At 64.7% G+C, this 17,292-nt stretch carries 19 protein-coding genes; 9 read left to right on the top strand and 10 right to left on the bottom strand.

What is annotated here, in order from left to right:
- Positions 1–41: 41 nt before the first annotated feature.
- Positions 42–1,535, bottom strand: coding sequence for an FAD-linked oxidase C-terminal domain-containing protein (locus K410_RS0107700; protein WP_028134310.1), 1,494 nt, complete (start codon positions 1,533–1,535; stop codon positions 42–44).
- 228 nt (positions 1,536–1,763) lie between these two features.
- On the opposite strand from K410_RS0107700, the gene cycA reads away from it, so the two are divergent.
- The gene (gene cycA / locus K410_RS0107695) at positions 1,764–2,159 is read left to right on the top strand and encodes a cytochrome c-550 CycA (protein ID WP_028134309.1); all 396 of its coding nucleotides are present in this window, start codon (positions 1,764–1,766) and stop codon (positions 2,157–2,159) included.
- A 1,051-nt stretch (positions 2,160–3,210) separates the two neighbouring features.
- On the opposite strand, the gene K410_RS0107685 is transcribed toward cycA, so the two are convergent.
- A complete protein-coding gene (locus K410_RS0107685) occupies positions 3,211–4,167 on the bottom strand; it encodes an alpha/beta fold hydrolase (RefSeq protein WP_028134307.1) in 957 nt (318 codons plus the stop codon).
- 329 nt (positions 4,168–4,496) lie between these two features.
- On the opposite strand from K410_RS0107685, the gene K410_RS0107680 reads away from it, so the two are divergent.
- Positions 4,497–4,679, top strand: a complete 183-nt coding sequence (locus tag K410_RS0107680) for a hypothetical protein (RefSeq protein WP_028134306.1) — start codon at positions 4,497–4,499, stop codon at positions 4,677–4,679.
- A gap of 7 nt (positions 4,680–4,686) precedes the next feature.
- Here K410_RS0107680 and K410_RS0107675 read toward each other — a convergent pair whose 3' ends face one another.
- The 3 genes from K410_RS0107675 to ykgO all read right to left on the bottom strand — a co-directional run bounded on the left by K410_RS0107675 (position 4,687) and on the right by ykgO (position 6,070).
- Positions 4,687–4,947: a hypothetical protein gene (locus K410_RS0107675; protein WP_028134305.1), complete on the bottom strand. Its 261-nt coding sequence runs from the start codon at positions 4,945–4,947 to the stop codon at positions 4,687–4,689.
- A gap of 235 nt (positions 4,948–5,182) precedes the next feature.
- On the bottom strand, positions 5,183–5,824 hold the full coding sequence (locus K410_RS0107670) for a tetratricopeptide repeat protein (RefSeq protein WP_028134304.1): 642 nt from the start codon (positions 5,822–5,824) through the stop codon (positions 5,183–5,185).
- Positions 5,825–5,944: 120 nt separating this feature from the next.
- Entirely contained in the window at positions 5,945–6,070 is a 126-nt protein-coding gene (gene ykgO, locus K410_RS0107665) for a type B 50S ribosomal protein L36 (RefSeq protein WP_006611362.1), read from the bottom strand.
- 343 nt (positions 6,071–6,413) lie between these two features.
- On the opposite strand from ykgO, the gene K410_RS0107660 reads away from it, so the two are divergent.
- The 4 genes from K410_RS0107660 (at position 6,414) to K410_RS0107645 (ending at position 10,202) form a co-directional block, all read left to right on the top strand.
- Positions 6,414–7,298, top strand: coding sequence for an amidohydrolase family protein (locus K410_RS0107660; protein ID WP_028134303.1), 885 nt, complete (start codon positions 6,414–6,416; stop codon positions 7,296–7,298).
- Positions 7,299–8,056: 758 nt separating this feature from the next.
- On the top strand, positions 8,057–8,794 hold the full coding sequence (locus K410_RS0107655; protein ID WP_028134302.1) for a haloacid dehalogenase type II: 738 nt from the start codon (positions 8,057–8,059) through the stop codon (positions 8,792–8,794).
- A 53-nt stretch (positions 8,795–8,847) separates the two neighbouring features.
- Entirely contained in the window at positions 8,848–9,339 is a 492-nt protein-coding gene (locus K410_RS0107650; protein WP_028134301.1) for a YbaK/EbsC family protein, read from the top strand.
- A gap of 35 nt (positions 9,340–9,374) precedes the next feature.
- Positions 9,375–10,202 carry an adenylate/guanylate cyclase domain-containing protein gene (locus tag K410_RS0107645; protein ID WP_028134300.1) on the top strand — a complete coding sequence of 276 codons (828 nt, stop codon included), beginning with the start codon at positions 9,375–9,377 and terminating at the stop codon, positions 10,200–10,202.
- Positions 10,203–10,267: 65 nt separating this feature from the next.
- On the opposite strand, the gene K410_RS0107640 is transcribed toward K410_RS0107645, so the two are convergent.
- Positions 10,268–10,630: a hypothetical protein gene (locus K410_RS0107640; protein WP_028134299.1), complete on the bottom strand. Its 363-nt coding sequence runs from the start codon at positions 10,628–10,630 to the stop codon at positions 10,268–10,270.
- A gap of 95 nt (positions 10,631–10,725) precedes the next feature.
- Positions 10,726–11,712 carry a tripartite tricarboxylate transporter substrate binding protein gene (locus tag K410_RS0107635; protein WP_028134298.1) on the bottom strand — a complete coding sequence of 329 codons (987 nt, stop codon included), beginning with the start codon at positions 11,710–11,712 and terminating at the stop codon, positions 10,726–10,728.
- A 145-nt stretch (positions 11,713–11,857) separates the two neighbouring features.
- Between K410_RS0107635 and K410_RS0107630 the strand changes: the two genes are divergently transcribed.
- Positions 11,858–12,115, top strand: coding sequence for a hypothetical protein (locus K410_RS0107630; RefSeq protein WP_028134297.1), 258 nt, complete (start codon positions 11,858–11,860; stop codon positions 12,113–12,115).
- A gap of 125 nt (positions 12,116–12,240) precedes the next feature.
- Here K410_RS0107630 and K410_RS0107625 read toward each other — a convergent pair whose 3' ends face one another.
- Positions 12,241–13,176 carry a LysR family transcriptional regulator gene (locus K410_RS0107625; protein WP_028134296.1) on the bottom strand — a complete coding sequence of 312 codons (936 nt, stop codon included), beginning with the start codon at positions 13,174–13,176 and terminating at the stop codon, positions 12,241–12,243.
- A gap of 131 nt (positions 13,177–13,307) precedes the next feature.
- Between K410_RS0107625 and K410_RS0107620 the strand changes: the two genes are divergently transcribed.
- Positions 13,308–14,006, top strand: coding sequence for a pirin family protein (locus tag K410_RS0107620; RefSeq protein WP_028134295.1), 699 nt, complete (start codon positions 13,308–13,310; stop codon positions 14,004–14,006).
- A gap of 128 nt (positions 14,007–14,134) precedes the next feature.
- A complete protein-coding gene (gene wrbA / locus K410_RS0107615; protein WP_028134294.1) occupies positions 14,135–14,734 on the top strand; it encodes an NAD(P)H:quinone oxidoreductase in 600 nt (199 codons plus the stop codon).
- A gap of 55 nt (positions 14,735–14,789) precedes the next feature.
- Here the strand turns inward: wrbA and K410_RS40265 are convergent, their stop codons facing one another.
- Positions 14,790–15,935 carry a GNAT family N-acetyltransferase gene (locus K410_RS40265; protein ID WP_028134293.1) on the bottom strand — a complete coding sequence of 382 codons (1,146 nt, stop codon included), beginning with the start codon at positions 15,933–15,935 and terminating at the stop codon, positions 14,790–14,792.
- Positions 15,932–17,284, bottom strand: a complete 1,353-nt coding sequence (locus tag K410_RS0107605; RefSeq protein ID WP_028134292.1) for an O-antigen ligase family protein — start codon at positions 17,282–17,284, stop codon at positions 15,932–15,934. Before K410_RS0107605 ends, K410_RS40265 begins: the two co-directional genes overlap by 4 nt.
- Between the last annotated feature and the right edge of the window lie 8 nt (positions 17,285–17,292).

The following is a 17,292-nucleotide window of genomic DNA, read 5'->3' as shown; positions in this document are numbered from 1 at the left end:
AGTTTACAACGAAAAGCAATTCGACGCTTGCCACGATCGCGCTAGAACCGCGGGATGTCGGGGAACGCAAGCTTGCCCGCGTGAACATGCATGCGGCCGAGCTCGGCGCAGCGGTGCAGGGTCGGGAACACTTTTCCGGGATTGAGCAGGCCCTGAGAATCGAAGGCGCATTTCAGCCGCTGCTGCTGGTTCAGGTCGATCTCGCTGAACATGTCAGGCATCAGGTCCCGCTTCTCGATGCCGACGCCGTGCTCGCCGGTGAGCACGCCGCCGAATTCGACGCAGGCGCGCAGGATGTCGGCGCCGAAGGCTTCGGCGCGCTCGATCTCGCCGGGCTTGTTGGCATCGTAGAGGATCAGGGGGTGCAGATTGCCGTCGCCGGCGTGGAACACGTTGGCGCAGCCGAGCTGGTATTTTTCGCCGAGCTCGCGGATGCGCGCCAGCGCCTTCGGCAGCGCGCCGCGCGGAATGGTGCCGTCCATGCAGAGATAATCGGGCGAGATGCGCCCCACCGCCGGGAATGCGGCCTTGCGGCCGGCCCAGAACAAATTGCGCTCGGCCTCCGAATTGGAGATCTGCAGCGTCACCGAGCCGCAGCCTCTGGCGATGGTCTCGACGCGCGTGATCAGCTCGTCGACCTCGATCTTGGGGCCGTCAAGCTCGATGATCAGCAGCGCCTCGACGTCGAGCGGATAGCCGGCATGGACGAAAGCCTCGGCGGCGTGGATCGCCGGCCTGTCCATCATCTCCATGCCGCCGGGGATGATGCCGGCGCCGATGATGCGCGCCACGCATTCGCCGGCGGCCTCGACCTCGGCAAAGCCCACCATCAGCGCGCGCGCCGTCTCCGGCTTCTGCAGGATGCGCACCGTGATCTCGGTGATGACGCCGAGCAGGCCTTCGGAACCGGTGATGACGCCCATCAGATCGTAGCCGGGGTTCTCGCACCCCTTGCCGCCGATGCGCAGGATCTCGCCGCTCATCAGCACGATCTCGCAGCCGAGCACGTTGTTGGTGGTCATGCCGTATTTCAGGCAATGCACGCCGCCAGAATTTTCCGCGACATTGCCGCCGATCGAGCAGGCGATCTGCGAGGACGGGTCGGGCGCGTAATAGAAGCCGGCATGGGCGACCGCCTGGCTGATGGCGAGATTGGTGACCCCGGGCTCGGTGACGACGACGCGATTGTCGAAATCGATTTCGCGGATGCGCTTGAACTTGCCGAGGCCGAGCAGCACGCCGTCCTCGAGCGGCAGCGCGCCGCCGGACAGCGAGGTGCCGGAACCGCGCGGCACCACCTTGATGCCTTGCCCTGCACAATATTTCAGGATGAGCGAGACCTGCTCGGTCGTGTCGGGCAGGACGACGACCATCGGCGGCTGCCGATAGGCCGTGAGCCCGTCGGATTCATAGGCGCGCATTTCGGCAGGCGTATCGATCACGCCCTCGCCGGGCACGATGGCGCGCAGCGCAGCAACGATCTCGGCGCGGCGTGCGAGCACGGCCTGGTCGCTTGCGGGCATCATGATGGCCATTTTCAGAAGCTCTCGTCCGCCAGATGAAAAAGTCGCAGCAAATCAATCATGTCTTGCCCGCTTTGGGTAGGTCCTCCGAAGGTCGGATTGCTTTGTTGCAGCGCAAGTTCTCTCTGGGACAAGCCTGCTAGCAGGAAACCTGTCAAGGTTTCGCGGCTTGTCCAATTGCATCGGACCTGCCAAAACACGGCCCTCCATCTGACCCGGGAAGAGACGAAGAGCACACTTATGACAAAACTGACCTTTGGCGCACTGACGATCCTCACAATGATTGCCACCGCACCCGCCGCGATGGCGCAGGATGTCGCGGCCGGCAAGACATCGTTCAACAAATGCCTGGCCTGCCACGCGATCGGCGAAGGCGCCAAGAACAAGGTCGGCCCCGAGCTCAACGGCCTCAACGGCCGCAAGTCGGGCACGGTCGAGGGCTATAATTACTCGGACGCGAACAAGAATTCCGGCATCACCTGGGACGAGGCCGTGTTCAAGGAATACATCAAGGACCCCAAGGCCAAGATCCCCGGCACCAAGATGGCGTTCGCCGGCATCAAGAACGAGACCGAGATCAACAATCTCTGGGCCTTCCTTGCCCAATACGACAAGGACGGGAAGATCAAGCAGTAAGCTTCGCCTGAAACGGCCGCCGCAGCTTCGGTTCCGATCGCATCAGGACCGGAGCTGCGGCTTTTTGTTGTGACGCAGACTCTCTTCACGTCATTGCGAGGGGCTCAGCGACAAAATTGCGAAGCAATTTTGCGCAGATGCGACGAAGCAATCCAGGACCGCCCCCGCGGAGCGATTCTGGATTGCTCCGCCTTCGCCAAGGCTTCGGCGGACAAGTGGCTGCGCTCGCCATGACGGAGTGTGACGCAACGGTTCCGCTCTTCCCGCACCAGCTCGCTTGCAGACACGCCTTCTTGTTCTCGCGGCTGAATTCGCCCGAGCTTTGCTTGCGTCTCCACCCTCTGATCCAAGAGGGCGCAGGGAAGGCCGGGTGCTGACAACGCACCCGCGGTCCGCTGCGCGAAATGCACACGCAGGAAGAACCGCACAGCAGCATACAGGTGGTGCCGATCACTCGGCCTTCCCTGCGCGGTGGTCGGACGGCTTATGCCGTGCTCTCCCGGGAGCCGAATGTCCTTCTGGCCTCCCTCGCCCCGCGGATTGGATGATGCAGTCTGCCCGGTTGGGCTCGCTCGCACCTCCGCGGTAGGCTTGACCGTAGCAACGACGGCCAGGACCACACGGTTTTGCCGTACGCACGGCCCGTCCTTTCGCTGCAGTATTTCCAGCCCTGTCGACGAAGCCGGAAACTTACAAGCGAGACGAAGCCTAGCAGCGCCGTTCGTCACACGCGGGGTTCGGGCTCACAGGGACTACCCGCCCTGCCCGTCCCATCTCGTGCCGACGCTGCCGCGTCCACCGCAAGCCCGGCTCGCGATCAAGACGACCTCGAGATCGCCCCTCCTGGTTGAGCCGGGATGAACGACACATACGTCAAAACCGAATTTCGGTAAAGTGGAATATTTTCGCGCGATGGGATTGACAGAGGCGACACAGGCACGGTGCCGTAGCCCGGATGGAGCGCCAGCGTAATCCGGGACGGTGCGAGCGGGCCCCGGATTGCGCTTCGCTCCATCCGGGCTACGGGAGCATCAACTCGCCCGCAAGAACTCTAATCGGCCGCGGCCTGTGCCGGGACGATCCTCCCGATCATTGCCTCGATCTCCGCCTTCACGCGGTCGGGCACGGCATTCTGCACCATGTGGCCGAGATCGGGCAGCACGATCAGCTTCGCATTCGGCACCGTGGCCGCGAACGGGCGGGCGTGGATGTTGGTTTTCACCGTCTTGTCGGGCTCGCCGGCGATGACCGTCACCGGCGCCTCGATCTCGCCATAGCGTGCGACTTGCGCCGCAACCGCCTGCTTCAGCGTCACCAGATCATAGGCGTTGGCGATGAACTCGCGCGGGCGCAGCAAGAGCGGCGTCGCGGAATCCCGCACGAATCCATCGGGCATCATTTGCGGCAGGAATACGCTGCGCGCGCCGGGTTCGGCGAGAAAGTAACCGAGCGGCAGGGTGATGGTGTAGGCGAGCAGCGGACCGATCACCGGCGTCGCGATGATCTCGTTGTAACGGCCGACGCCGCCGCGCCAGGGATGGGTGACGGGCGCGAGCATGACGAGGCCCGCGACGCGGCCGGGATGATCGAGCGCAAGCCGCGCGCCGAGCGCGCCGCTCCAGGAATGCACCACGAAGACCGCACGCTCGATCCCGAGCTTTTCAAGCGCCTCGTCGATCATCCGCGCCTGGATCTGCGGCGTGGAATCCTGCCGCCGCGCACGCGTGCTCCAGCCATGACCGGGGCGATCGACCAGAATGACGCGATGGTCCCTGGCAACGATGTCGCCGAGCGGGCGCCGCATCGCTTCCAGATTGGAGCTCGCGCCGTGCAGCATCACGATCGGCAAGCCGGCACCGCGCGGGCCGATGTCGACGACGTGAAGCGTCGCGCCGTCGACGTCCACCATCTCGCCCTGCGGCGGAAAGGCGCGCTGCACGGCGACGATCCCGGCCTGCGTGACCAGCGCCAGCACAACCAGCGCCGTCACGACTGACATCACGATCATGGGGAGAATCCGGGTGATCCTGGGCACAGGGCAGTTACGGGTCTGGAGGGCGGCAGTTTCGCGCCACCGGCTTTCCGTGGTCCACCGAAATGCCGGGGCTGTGGATATGTGCACAATTGCAGAACGTAAAAGCTCAATGGAATCAACAATATTCCACGGGCATACGCAAGCCCGGAACGGCTTCATGCAGCCGTCATCGCGGCGTCCATATAATCGCCATGGTCGGTTCCGCCATCTAGGCGCGGGTGGGCGCCGATCCTCCTCGCAGGCCCCAGGGGATGTGGGAAAGACCGGCAGAAATTGTCCTGGTTTGAACCGGAGGATTTTCGATGAGCTTCAGATCAAACGACACTGCGATCGACGAAATCGTCGCGAGTTGCAACGGCGACCTGCGCGGTGCCGTGCGGGCGCTGCTGCTGATCAACGAGCATCTCGAAGCGGAGCTGGCAAGGGCCTATGCGGCAGCGGCCGATCGCGGTCTGGTCGAGCGCGGCGGCAGCGTCCTGCATTGAAGGCAGGCTAGTTCGTGCCGTCCTCGTCCTTTTCCTCGTCCGGCGTGAGCGCGGGACAGACGCGGATCGTCGAACGGGCAAGCTTGGCATCGGCCCTGGACTTGTAGGGACCGTCGCCGAACCAGATATCGCCGATGATGACCGGATTGCTGGTCACGATATTGCATTTTCCGGTGGCGCGGTTGCCGACCACCCAGAACAATCCGTCGGCCAGACTCGCCGTCCCCGACGCGAGCAGCAAGCACCCTGCAAAAATCAAACGCTTCATGGCTTTCGCTCCTGCCATGCAGGTAGGCCTGCGGCGGCCCGGGCAATAGTGCTCACGATGCCGCGCCTGCGATCGTGGTTAATCCGAAGACGCCGCGCTCCCTCAAGAAATGATCGAGTTGTCGGCTAAAGCATGATGGAGCGAGACTCGATCGGCACGGGCGATTACCTCTCCCTACAGGAGAGGAGATCCGAGTTCTCCGAGACGCATCGATTCGACCAAAGCCCATTCCGCTTCAGATATCGCGGCCCTCGACCTTCTCGGTCAGCGACTTGACCTGGTCGGGAATCTTCTCGAGGTGCGGATTGACGGCGAGCGCCTTGCGGTAGGCGTCGAGCGCGCGTTTCTCGTCGCCGACCTCCTGCATGATCATGCCAAGACCTGCGAGCGCGCCGAAATGGCGCGGCTCCCGGATCAGCACCTGCTGGATGTCCGCGAGCGAGCGGCCATAATCGTTCTGCATGTAATAGAGCGTGGCGCGCCGGTTCCAGGCCTCGATATAGTCGGGCCTGAGCTTGATGACCGAGTCCAGCAGCTTGATCGCGACTTCGATCTTCTTGGCGTCGACCGCGGTCTTGGCGCGCGCCATCAACAGCGCCGCGGTGTCGCTGGGGGTCTGGAGCCAGATCGCCCAGATCCGCGCTTCGACATGCTTGGCGCTGACCTCGTCGGGCGCCGCCTTCAGCGCGCCGAACAGGAAATCCAGATTCTTGGTGCGATCGACCTTGGGCAGCTTGGCTGGTGCCTCCGGCAGCTTCTTCTGCTTGCCGGGCGGGTTCGGCGGTTCGATCTGCTGCGCCAGCGCCGGAGCGAGCCCGACGGCTCCCAGCACAAGGGCCAGACATAACGTGCGCGGATGCGGGAATCTCACTGCCATGGTGAAAGTCTAAACGCGCAAAGCCGCCCTTGCAAAGCAAAGGCGGCGTCAAACTCGTGTGAGCCGTGGTGTTGCGGGAACGCGCGAGGGCGTCCGGCCGGGCTGATATCAGCCTTGAGATCAGCCCTGGCGCGCCTTGAAGCGGCGCTGCACCTTGTTGATCACATAGACCCGGCCCTTGCGGCGGACCAAGCGGTTGGCGCGATGGCGACCGCGCAGCGATTTCAGCGAGTTACGGACCTTCATGGCGGAATCCTGAACGTTCGAAAGGCCGTGTTCGGCACTACCGTTGCGGCACGCGCGAATGTGGCAAAATGAGATTTTTCCCGCTGGCGGACGACCGCCCGGGACGGGGCGGTTCTTAAGGCATGGCGGCAGGTGATGTCAATGTTCACTGCCGCCTTCCGAACCGGCAAATTCTCGAAGACAACCCCATGCACGGTCAAAGCGGCCGGATCGGCCCGATCTGCCCTCCCGACCAGCCGAGGGGAGTCAGGACCGCTTGCAGGCAACAATGTCGCCTCTCGCGACGCCTTGCCAAATTCGTTATATCCTATAATCAATTCGGCAACCCGTCGGGAGGACACCCATGCCGAAGCTGAAGCTGCCTGATATCGAGAAGGTCGTCGCGATCGACATCCACACCCATGCCGAGGAGCCCTGCGGCACCCATCCCGACGACGGCTATGACGACTTCCAGGCGCAGATGGCGGAGTATTTCAAGTCGCCGCACAAGCATCCGCCGACCGTGCCGGAGACCGCGGCCTATTACCGCTCCAAGAACATCGCCGCGGTGATCTTCCCTGTCGATGCCGAGCGCGAGACCGGCTTCCGCCGCTACAAGAACGAGGAGATGCTGGAGATCGCGTCCGATCATCTCGACGTCCTGATCCCCTTCGTCTCGATCGACCCGCACAAGGGCAAGCTCGGGGCGCGCGAAGCGCGCAAGCTGATCGAGGAATACGGCGTGCGCGGCTTCAAATTCCATCCGACCATGCAGGGCTTCTACGCCAACGACCGCATGGCCTATCCGCTCTACGAAGAGATCAACAATGGCGGCGCCATCGCGCTGTTCCACACCGGCCAGACCGGCGTCGGCTCGGGCATGCCCGGCGGCATGGGCATGCGGCTGAAATATTCCAACCCGATGTACATGGACGACGTCGCGGCCGATTTCCCCGACCTCAAGATCATCCTCGCGCACCCGTCCTTCCCCTGGCAGGAAGAGGCGCTGTCGGTCGCGACCCACAAGCCGAACGTCTATATCGATCTCTCCGGCTGGTCGCCGAAATACTTTCCGCCGATCCTGGTGCGCTACATCAACTCGATCCTCCAGGACAAGATGCTGTTCGGCTCCGACTGGCCGGTGATCACGCCGGACCGCTGGCTGTCGGACTTCGCCAAGATCGACATCCGCGACGAGGTCCGGCCGAAGGTGCTGAAGGCCAACGCAAGGAAGCTGCTGGGGATCTAGCCTCGGACTCGTCATCGAAAAGAGGGCTTCGGTCCCATGATCGAAGCCCTCACCCTCAGGCGCTTGAGGCTACGCCAGCCCTTCGTCGACGCTCCCGGCCGGGTCGGAATTGCAGCCGACAACCGACATTCGAGTAACTGCCACGGATGGTCGAGAAGGGCCAGAAGCGGAAATCGCACCTCAATAGTATCTGCAAGCGAGATCATAGCGCCGGACGGTGGGTGTTGGGTTCATCACAGCAACCCGAGTAAGATCACCGACCTTTCCAACGAAGTGCCCGCAGGGCCGAACGATGATCTCGACCACTGGCGGCACCCTGTTCGTCTCCCCATCTTCAATTTGCACCTGGACAACATCATTCGAGCATTCCCTCGACACGCTGACCACGCGTCCCGAAAAGATCGTGGCGCCCGATCTTGGCTTATCACATGTCGTAAGTCGGTATACTGCGCGGCAAGAAATTGGAACGCATTCCTTGTCTTGGGCAAAAGCGGCGGTCGGTTGAACAACAGCGATCAGCGCAAGGAAGTGTGTGAACGACACAAGTCTAGGCATTCTGGCTCTCGGCTGGTTTGCGGGATCGTGCTGTGCTCCGAACGTAAGCCATGGAGGTCGAAAAGGGCAATCGACCGCTCTGGGTCACGAGCCGCCGATCACACTTGCAGTGGCAGACTTCCGCTTTGCTCTGGTAAGCTGACGATGATGCGCACTCCCTGAAGCGGAGTTCTTGTGACCGCAACTGCCTGGAAGGACAGCCCATGAGCATCAAAGCCGTCGTGTTCGACGCCTATGGGACGCTGTACGACATCCAGTCGGTCGCCGACGTCACCGAGGATGCGTTTCCGGGCTATGGCGGGATCATCACGCAGGTCTGGCGCATCAAGCAGCTCGAATACACCTGGCTGCGCTCGCTGATGGGACGCTACCAGGATTTCTCCGCGGTCACCCGCGACTCCCTCGCCTATACGCTGCGGATGCTGGGACTTGCCTATGAGAGCGAGGCGTTCGAGCGGGTGATCGAGAGATATCTGCATCTCGATCTCTATCCGGATGCAGCCGCCGCGCTCACCGCCTTGAGGCCGCGGCGACTGGCCATCCTCTCCAATGGCAGCCCGGACATGCTGAATGCGCTGGTGCGCAATTCCGGGCTCGACCGCCTGCTCGATGCCACCATCAGCGTCGACGCCAAGAAGATCTTCAAGCCGAGCCCGGCGGCCTACGAGCTGATCGGCGAGGCGCTGGGCACGGCGCCGAACGAGGTCCTGTTCGTGTCCTCCAATCCCTGGGACGCGGCGGGGGCAAAGTCGTTCGGGCTCAACGTCGCCTGGATCGAGCGGGTGACGCCGGAAGCCATGGCGCTGGCTTGCGTCGAGACCGAACTCGTGGCACCGCTGACGATGTTCAAGGCGATCCGCACCCAGATGGACGAGCTTGGCTTTGCACCGGACCACCGCGTCCGTTCGCTGTCCGAGCTGCCAGGGATCATCCACGGATGACCCAGGGATTGCTTAGGCATCGCCGCCCGCACGTCTGACATGAGCTGCCTGGAATGAGCCTGGAATCCGTTCGCGCCTTCTTCGCCGAAAAAGCCCCCGACATCACCGTGATGGAATCACCGATCAGCTCGGCCACGGTGCCGCTCGCCGCCGAGGCCTATGGCGTCGAGCCCGGCATGATCGCCAAGACCCTGAGCTTGCGCGTCGGCGAGCGCGTGATCCTGATCGTGGCGGCCGGCACCTCGCGGATGGACAACAAGAAGGTCAAGGCGCAGTTCGGCGGCAAGCCGAAGATGCTGGGGCTGGAGGAGGTCGCCGCCATCACCGGCCACGAGGTCGGCGGCGTCTGCCCGTTCGGGCTGAAGTCGCCGCTGCCGGTCTATTGCGATGTGTCGCTGAAGGCGTTCGACGTCGTGGTGCCGGCCGCGGGTTCGACCCACAGCGCGGTGCGCATCACGCCGGAGCGGATGGCCGAGCTGACCGCGGCCGAATGGGTCGATGTCTGCGAGGTCAGGGCGAACGGCGGCACCGGGCAGGATGCCTGATGCATTTGCCGGCCAGGGAGGCTAGCATGGCGACCATGGCCGACGACAAGGTGAAACGACGACTGACCACCGTGCTGTGCGCTGACGTGTACGGCTATTCCCGTCTCATGGAAGCGGACGAGACCGGAACGTTGGAGACGCTGCGCCGCTACCGCGCGGCCATTGCGCGATTGGTCGAGCGCCATGACGGCCGCATCGTGAATACCTGGGGCGATGCGGTGATCGCCGAGTTCGCCAGCGTCGTCGAAGCCGTGCAATGCGCGGTCGAGATCCAGCAGGAAATTTCCAGTCAGGCGTCGGACGCGCCGCAGGCGAGCCCGATGCAGTTTCGCATCGGCATCAACCTCGGCGACGTGATGGTGGACGGCTCCGACATCTATGGCGACGGCGTCAATATCGCGGCCCGGCTGCAGGAGCTCGCCGAGCCCGGCGGCGTCGTGATCTCGAGCTCCGTCTACGATCAGGTCCACAACAAATTGTCCGTCGGCTTCGACTGTCTCGGCCAGCGCCCGCTGAAGAACATCGCTCCCCTGACCAGTTATCGCCTGACCTTGGGCGGCCAAGCCGCACACCGGAGCTTCCCGACCGCGGCGAGCGCGGCTCCCTCAGAGCGTGCGCGTGCTGCGCGGATGGAAAACAGGGGCCTGCCAATTTCGGCGACGAATGTCGTCTCGGCCTGGCTCGCAAGGCTGCCCCGTCCGGTTGCGGCGGCCCTCACGGTGTCGGCCTTGCTGATTGTGATCAATCTGCTCACAAGCCGTACGATCTGGTTCCATTGGCCCGTGGCAGCCATTCTGTTCGGAGCGGTCATGCGGATGGTGCTCGGAAACCGACCGGAATCGGATAGCAGACCAGAGCGCTGAACGAGGCGGCGCGGCCGGATCTGGCCCCGTGCCGCGCGTGGTTTCCCGATCAAGCTTCCACGAGTCTATTCGTCATCATAGGGACGATCATAGGGACCCGGCTGCGCCGGCGGAGCTGGCGGCGGCGCAGCATTGTAGCGCGGGGGCGGCGCGGCGCGACCTCGCGGAACCTGCTGCTGCGGCGGCATCTGGTTGTTGGCCTGGAACACCGCACGGCAGCCGCTGGAGAGCTGCGGTGTGTTCTGCTGCAGACAGGCCGTGATGCGGCCCACGTCCGGAATCTGGTCGCTGCACAAGCGCCACACATCCGGCGTGCAGGCCATCTGCTGCTCCATCGTGCCGCGGTATTCTTGCGCGGAAGCCGCGCTCTGCGCGAGGATGCCGCCGATCGCGAGCGCCATACTCAGCGCAATCCGCTCTGTTCGCATGTCCCGATCCTTCTCGATTGCCGTCGACTTTCATCAATCAATGAGGCGGCAGCCGGTTCTGGACCAACAACAAAATGTGAAAACAGGTTCGGAACCTATTCCACCTTGCCGATCTTCTTCACCGCCGCGATCAGCCGCGCGCTGTCCGCGGCGACGAACTGCGCGAAGGCGGGTGCGTCCTGATAGGCGACGAGACTGCCCGAGGTTTCGAACACCTTGAGCACGTCGGGACTCGCCATCACCTGCGCCATCGCCTCGCGCAGGCGGGTCGCGATCGGCGCGGGAAGCGCGCTCTGTGCGAACAGCCCGGCCCAGATGTAAAACTCGACATCTTTGTAGCCGAGCTCCTGGAAGGTCGGCAGGTCGGGAAAGCTCGCGATGCGCTGCGCGCCGCAATTGCCGAGCACGCGCAGCTTGCCGTCGTCCACCTGCGGCTTCAACGTCCCCGGCGCTGCGGCGATCGCCTGCACGGTACCACCGAGGATCGCGGTGAGCGCGGGACCTGCGCCGCGGAACGGCACGTGCAGCAGCTTGATGCCAGCGCTGCTTGCGAACATCTCCATCGCCACATGCAGCGTGCCGTACGGCCCTGACGAGCCGTAGGTGATCTGACCGGGGCGCCGCTTCGCATCCTCGACGAATTCCTGCGCCGTCTTCCATGGAGCCGACGCCGGCACCGCCAGCAGCGTGGGATCGGCGAGCACCCGCGCGATCGGCATGAACTGCGAGACCTCGTAGGCGGCGGGACGGTCGAACAGCCGGTCGGCCTCGGGCAGCACCGCGAGCGAGGACAGCGTCATCAGCAGCGTGTAGCCGTCGGGCTCCGCGCGCGCCGCCGCGGCATTGCCGACCGATCCGCCGCCACCGCCGGCCCGGTTGTCGACGACCACGGGCTTGCCCAGGATCCGCTCCAGCGCCATCGCCACCGGACGCGCCGCGAGATCGGCCTGACCGCCGGCCGGGAACGGCACGATCATGGTGATGTTGCGCGCCGGATAGGCTTGCGCGAAGGCCGGAGCAGGCCAGGCAATGCGCAACAACGGCAATGCTGCGGCGGCGCGCAGGAGACCGCGTCGATCCATGATGGTGCCTCCCCCTGATCTTGTTTGGCTGCCAGCCTAACGCGTCAGGCGGCGAGAACAAGGCGTTTACGAAGCGTTCACCATCTCCGGCTTCGCCTGGAACGCATGTCTGGACCCGCCGTTGCCGGATCGAGGAGAGTGAGCGATGCGGAATCCGGCGGCCATCGACGTCGCGCTCGACGAGATGCTGGTGAATCTCGCCGCGATCGTGCTGCGGCTTGCACAGCCCGAATTGACGCGGACGCCGGAGGCGCGGCGCGCCCTGACGCAATCGGTCCGTCAATACGGCGTGTGCGCCGCACGATCGCGCGACCCGCGCGTTCACGAATTGAAGACGCAACTCGACGAGACGTTGAAGCCGAGCTTGCGCGTCGTCGCGATCGACGGCGTGAAGGTGTCGTAGCCAGCACGAGGGGACGCTTCGTCATTGCGAGGAGCTCTTGCGACGAAGCAACCAATCTCTCCGCGGAGACACTCTGGATTGCTTCGCTCGGCTCGCAATGACGGGCGTCGAAGCTGCTCGCTCTCTTACGACGCCTTGACCTTCCCGCGCGTCCGCCGCTTGCATGTGCCCGGCAGCTTGGCCGCGAGGAAGTCACCGAGCGCCTCGACGCGCGCCGGCCGGGGGCCGCCGGGCGGGGTCACCAGGTGCACCGCGCCTTCGGCCTGTTTCCAGTCCTTCAGGATCACTTCGACGGCGCCGGAGGAGATCGCCTCGCCGACGATGAATTCAGGCAGCTCGGCGATGCCGAGGCCGGCGATCAGCGCCGGCATCACGGCTTCGCCATTGTTGACGCGGAGCTGTCCACCCGGCCGCACGCTGGCCTGCTCGCCGGCTGAATTGGTGTAGTGCCAGACGTTCGGCGTCGACATGTAGGCGTAGCTGAAGCATTTGTGCGCGGCCAGATGCATCGGGTGCGTCGGCCGGCCATGGCGCTTGAGATAGGACGGCGCGGCCACGGTGAAGCGCGGCATGGTGAAGAGCCGCCGCGCGATCAGTGAGGAGTCCGGCAGCCGCGCGATCCGCACCGCCATGTCGAAGCCTTCGCCGATCAGGTCGACGGTCGCATCGCTCAAGTGCAGATCGACCGAAACTTCCGGATAAGTCTCGAAGAATTCCGGCAGCAGCGGCGCCACCGCCTTGACGCCGAACGTCATGGGCACGGCGAGCCGCACCAGGCCGCGCGGCGCCACCGACTGCGCCAGCGCCTCGTTCTCCGCCGCCTCGCCGTCGGCCAGAAGGCGCGCGGCGCGCTCGGCCAGCTTGTGGCCGGCATCGGTCAGCGCAAGCCGGCGCGAGGTGCGGTTGAACAGCCGCGCGCCGAGCCGTTCCTCCAGGCGCGTGACCGCCTTGGACACCGTCGCCTTGGACGTCGCCAGCTCGCCGGCGGCTCCCGCAAACGACCGCAATTCCACGACTTTTGCGAAAATCGCGAGGGCCTCGAAATCCGGGAGTTTCGCCATGAGAGCAATGCCTGGGTTATTCTAGGAAACAATGTGTTTCGATAGTTTCTATTTCTATACCACGGCCGACGGCTTATCCAAGGGGTCAACCGCAGACCAACTGCTTCGTACGTTTCACCGAGGATCTCCGCATGATCGAACTCAGACCTTTCGACAAGCTCGGCGGCGCCGACCACGGCTGGCTGAAAGCAAAGCATCATTTCTCCTTCGCCAGCCATTATGACCCCAACAACATGGGTCACGGCGCCCTGCGGGTGTGGAACGACGACGAGATCGCGCCGAACACCGGCTTTCCCGCCCATCCCCACGCCAACATGGAAATCATCACCTATGTGCGCGAGGGTGCGATCACCCACCAGGACAGCCTCGGCAACGAGGGCCGCACCGAAGCGGGCGACGTGCAGGTGATGAGCGCCGGCAGCGGCATTCGCCATTCCGAGTACAATCTGGAGCCGACCAGGACGCGCATCTTCCAGATCTGGATCGAGCCGACGCAGCGCGGCGGACAGCCGACCTGGGGCTCAAAGCCGTTTCCGAAGGCCGATCGCTCCGGCAAGCTCGTGACCATTGCGAGCGGCCTCGAGGGCGATACCGACGCGCTGCCGATCCGCGCCGATGCACGGGTGCTCGCCACCACGCTGAAAGCCGGCGAGAGCGCGGAGTACGCGCCGCAGCAAGCGCGGCACCTCTACCTGGTGCCCGCGGCAGGCGCCGTCGAGGTCAACGGCGTCCGCGTCAACGCCCGCGACGGCGCCGCGATCCGCGACGAGGCGCACCTGAAGATCACCGCGCTCGAAGACTCCGAGCTCGTGCTCGTCGACGCGGCGTAAGCCACCCTCCCCGTCATGGCCGGGCTTGTCCCGGCCATCCACGGCCTGGCCCGGAGCACAAAGAACGTGGATGCCCGGGACCGGGCATGACGACCTCAACAATTAGACCAACACCAACGGAGACCACCATGACCAAAGTTCTCGTTCTCTATTATTCCGCCTATGGCCATATCGAAGCGATGGCCAATGCCGTCGCCGAAGGCGCGCGCGAGGCCGGCGCGACCGTCGACATCAAGCGCGTGCCCGAGCTGGTGCCAGCCGAGGTCGCTAAAGCCTCGCACTACAAGCTCGATCAGGCCGCTCCCGTTGCCAAGATCGATGACCTCGCCAATTACGACGCGATCATCGTCGGCACCGGCACCCGCTTCGGCCGCATGGCCTCGCAGATGGCGAACTTCCTCGATCAGGCCGGCGGGCTCTGGGCCAAGGGCGCGCTGCACGGCAAGGTCGGCGGCGCCTTCACCTCGACCGCGACCCAGCATGGCGGCCAGGAGACGACGTTGTTCTCGATCATCACCAACCTGCTGCATTTCGGCATGGTCGTGGTCGGCATGAATTACGGCTTTGCCGGCCAGATGAAGCTCGACGAGGTCACGGGCGGCGCGCCCTACGGCGCCACCACGATTACCGGCGGCGACGGCAGCCGCCAGCCCAGCGCCAACGAGCTCGCCGGCGCGCGCTACCAGGGCCGCCAGGTCGCGGAGACCGCCAGGAAGCTTCATGGTTGAGCTGCACGGCCGCAAGGCCGATGCGCCCGCGGCATTCCCATCCGGGAATGCCGCTTCAGCGTATGCCTTTTCCCATGGCTCGCGCCGCAAGGGAAGCGGCCGCGGGATAGCGGCGCAGGCCCTGCGCGGCATGATCGCGCCATGCGAAGGGCAGGCCTCGCCATGACAGCGCGATACTGACGTCGGTCAGCGGCATCCGCTCGGCGCCGAAACGGCGCTTGTAGTCCTGGTTGCCGATGCTGAGGTCGAAGCGGCGCACGCCCTTTGCATGCAGCGCCGCCATGGTGCGCTCGATGATGAGCAGCCCGGGGGAGCAGCTCGACCAGGAATCGCCGGCGTGACTGATGCGCAGCAAGTAATAAGTCGCGCCTTGCCTGATGCCGAACGAGGTGCCGATGACACCCTCGTCGCAGACCAATGCCGAAACCACGGCATAGCCTTCGTCCAGGCCCTGACGGACGACTTCGCGATAAAATCGCGCGTGGGTCTCGTCGTTGAGAACGAACGGCGAGCCGAGCTTCTGCATGCGCGCCTGCTGCTGCACGTCCATCACGTCCAGCAGCTCACGCGCGCGCGCAACGTCCGTCGCGATCTCGAACCGCGCGCCTTGGTGCCGGTCGAAGACGCGCCAGCAGCGCGGCATCTGCATGCGCTTGATCGACGCCTGATAGGTCCCGTAGTCATCGCCCATCAGCACGAGATTGCCGTTGAGCGAGCAGGATCCGATCCGCCCGAGCGCCACCAGCGGGTTCGGCTTGCCGCCGACCTGGACCGGCATCTTCCTCAGCCGCAGCAGATCGAAGCGGTCCGGCAAAGCGCGCAACGCCTCGACCAGCGCCATCCCGATTGCATTCGCCGCCGCCGCGTCCAACGCCGCATCGGGCGCCACGATCGGCGCATTGTTGTCGGAAACGCCGAGATCGGCAAATTCGACGATGCGGATGCCGCGCCTGACATGGCTGATCATCGGCACCATCGCGATCTCCTTGCCGGTGGCGGCATCGCAGATCACGGCAATCAACGGCGCGACGTCATCGAACGCCTGATACCAGGCATCGAGCCAGTAACCATGCTGGAAGGCGGTGCGATGCCCGGCGCTCAGGCGGGAAGCGGCCTGCCGCCAGTCACGCACGAAATCGATCGCCAGTCCCGACGTGGTGGCGACAAGGCCATCCAATTGCTCGACGCCGAGACACGTCATGGCTTCGGATCCGCGTGCGCGACGCATTGGAACCGCGCCAGGAAGTGCAGGCCGGCCACGGCCAGCGCGAACATGAACCAGATCGGATTCTGCCGTTCGAGCAGGAAGGACTCGGTCGTGCCGTAATACAGGCCGAACAGCCAGACGGTCAGGAACAGCTTTGCAAGTGCCCCACTGCGGCTATGGGCCTGGGCCAACTGGAAATTGCCGAGCGGTGCGAGCACGAAGACCAGGACCACCAGCAGCAGCCCCGGCAGACCGATGGTGACCGCGAGGTCGAGATAAGCGTTGTGGCTGTGCGCCGCGGACGTCGCCCATTCGGCGCCCTGCGCGGTCTGCCGCGCCGTGACGTCGTCCCAGAAAGCCGCATAGCCGTGACCAATGATCGGCTTCTCGGCCACGGCCGCGAGCGCAAACTCCCAGATCGCGGAGCGGCCGGTGAAGGTGGGATCGAGCGGAAGCAGCCGCGTCATGACTCCGAGCGCCGGGCTCAGGACGCTGCCGACGGTCAGCAGGTTCATCGCGATCAGCGGCACGAAGCAGATGATCCGCTTCAGCCACAGGCTGGGGGTGACATAGACCAGCGAGGCGAGCGCATAGATCGCAAGGCACAGCACGGACGAGGTCTTGCCACCGGTGAAGATCAGGAACAGGCCGGCCAGCGCGGCAATCGCGGGCCCCATCACGAACGAGCCGACGGCGGACAGATAGATGCCGACATAGACCAGGATCGTCATCACGGGCGAGGCGACGTTCTTGTGGCCGAAGCTGCCGCGCCAGTCGCCGGCGAGCTGCGGCTCGGTGACATCGAGCGCGGTGTGGATCGAGTATTGCGGCGCGAGCAGGACGCCGAGATAGCAGAGCGCGAGCAACACCAGCGCGGCAGCACCCAGGCACAGGTTGAAGCTGCGCTGCGTCGGCGGCAGCAATGGCAGCAGGACGGCGAGCGACGTCATGCTGACGAGGAGCACGAAGCGCTGCATCGACACGCCGCGGCTCTCGGACAGGACGATATTGATCAGCAGCCAGCCCAAGAGACAGAAATGAAGCGGCGTCACCAGGGTCTTCAGCGCGGGCGCATCGGTGCGAGCTGCGAACAGCACCGCGACCGCGGCCAACAGACCCCAGGAGACGTAGGTCAGGGCCATTCGACCGCCGACGATCGTGGTGACGTCGGGATTGCGCAGGTCCGGGAACGGATCGAGCGTCACCAGCACCAGCAGCAGCGACGCGACCGCGACGAGGCAGCGCCCGGCCCGCGCCGCGTTCAACTCCGCCAGGCCATCGCGCAGGACACCGCCCAGCGATCGGGTCTCGAGGTCGGTCGTATCGGCGATGCTGCGGTCCATGCTGCGGT

It is taken from the genome of Bradyrhizobium sp. 22, from assembly GCF_000482425.1.
Lineage (GTDB): Bacteria > Pseudomonadota > Alphaproteobacteria > Rhizobiales > Xanthobacteraceae > Bradyrhizobium > Bradyrhizobium japonicum_B.
The sequence above is the reverse complement of the archived record's forward strand: the minus strand, read 5'-3'. Positions and strand labels throughout refer to the sequence as shown.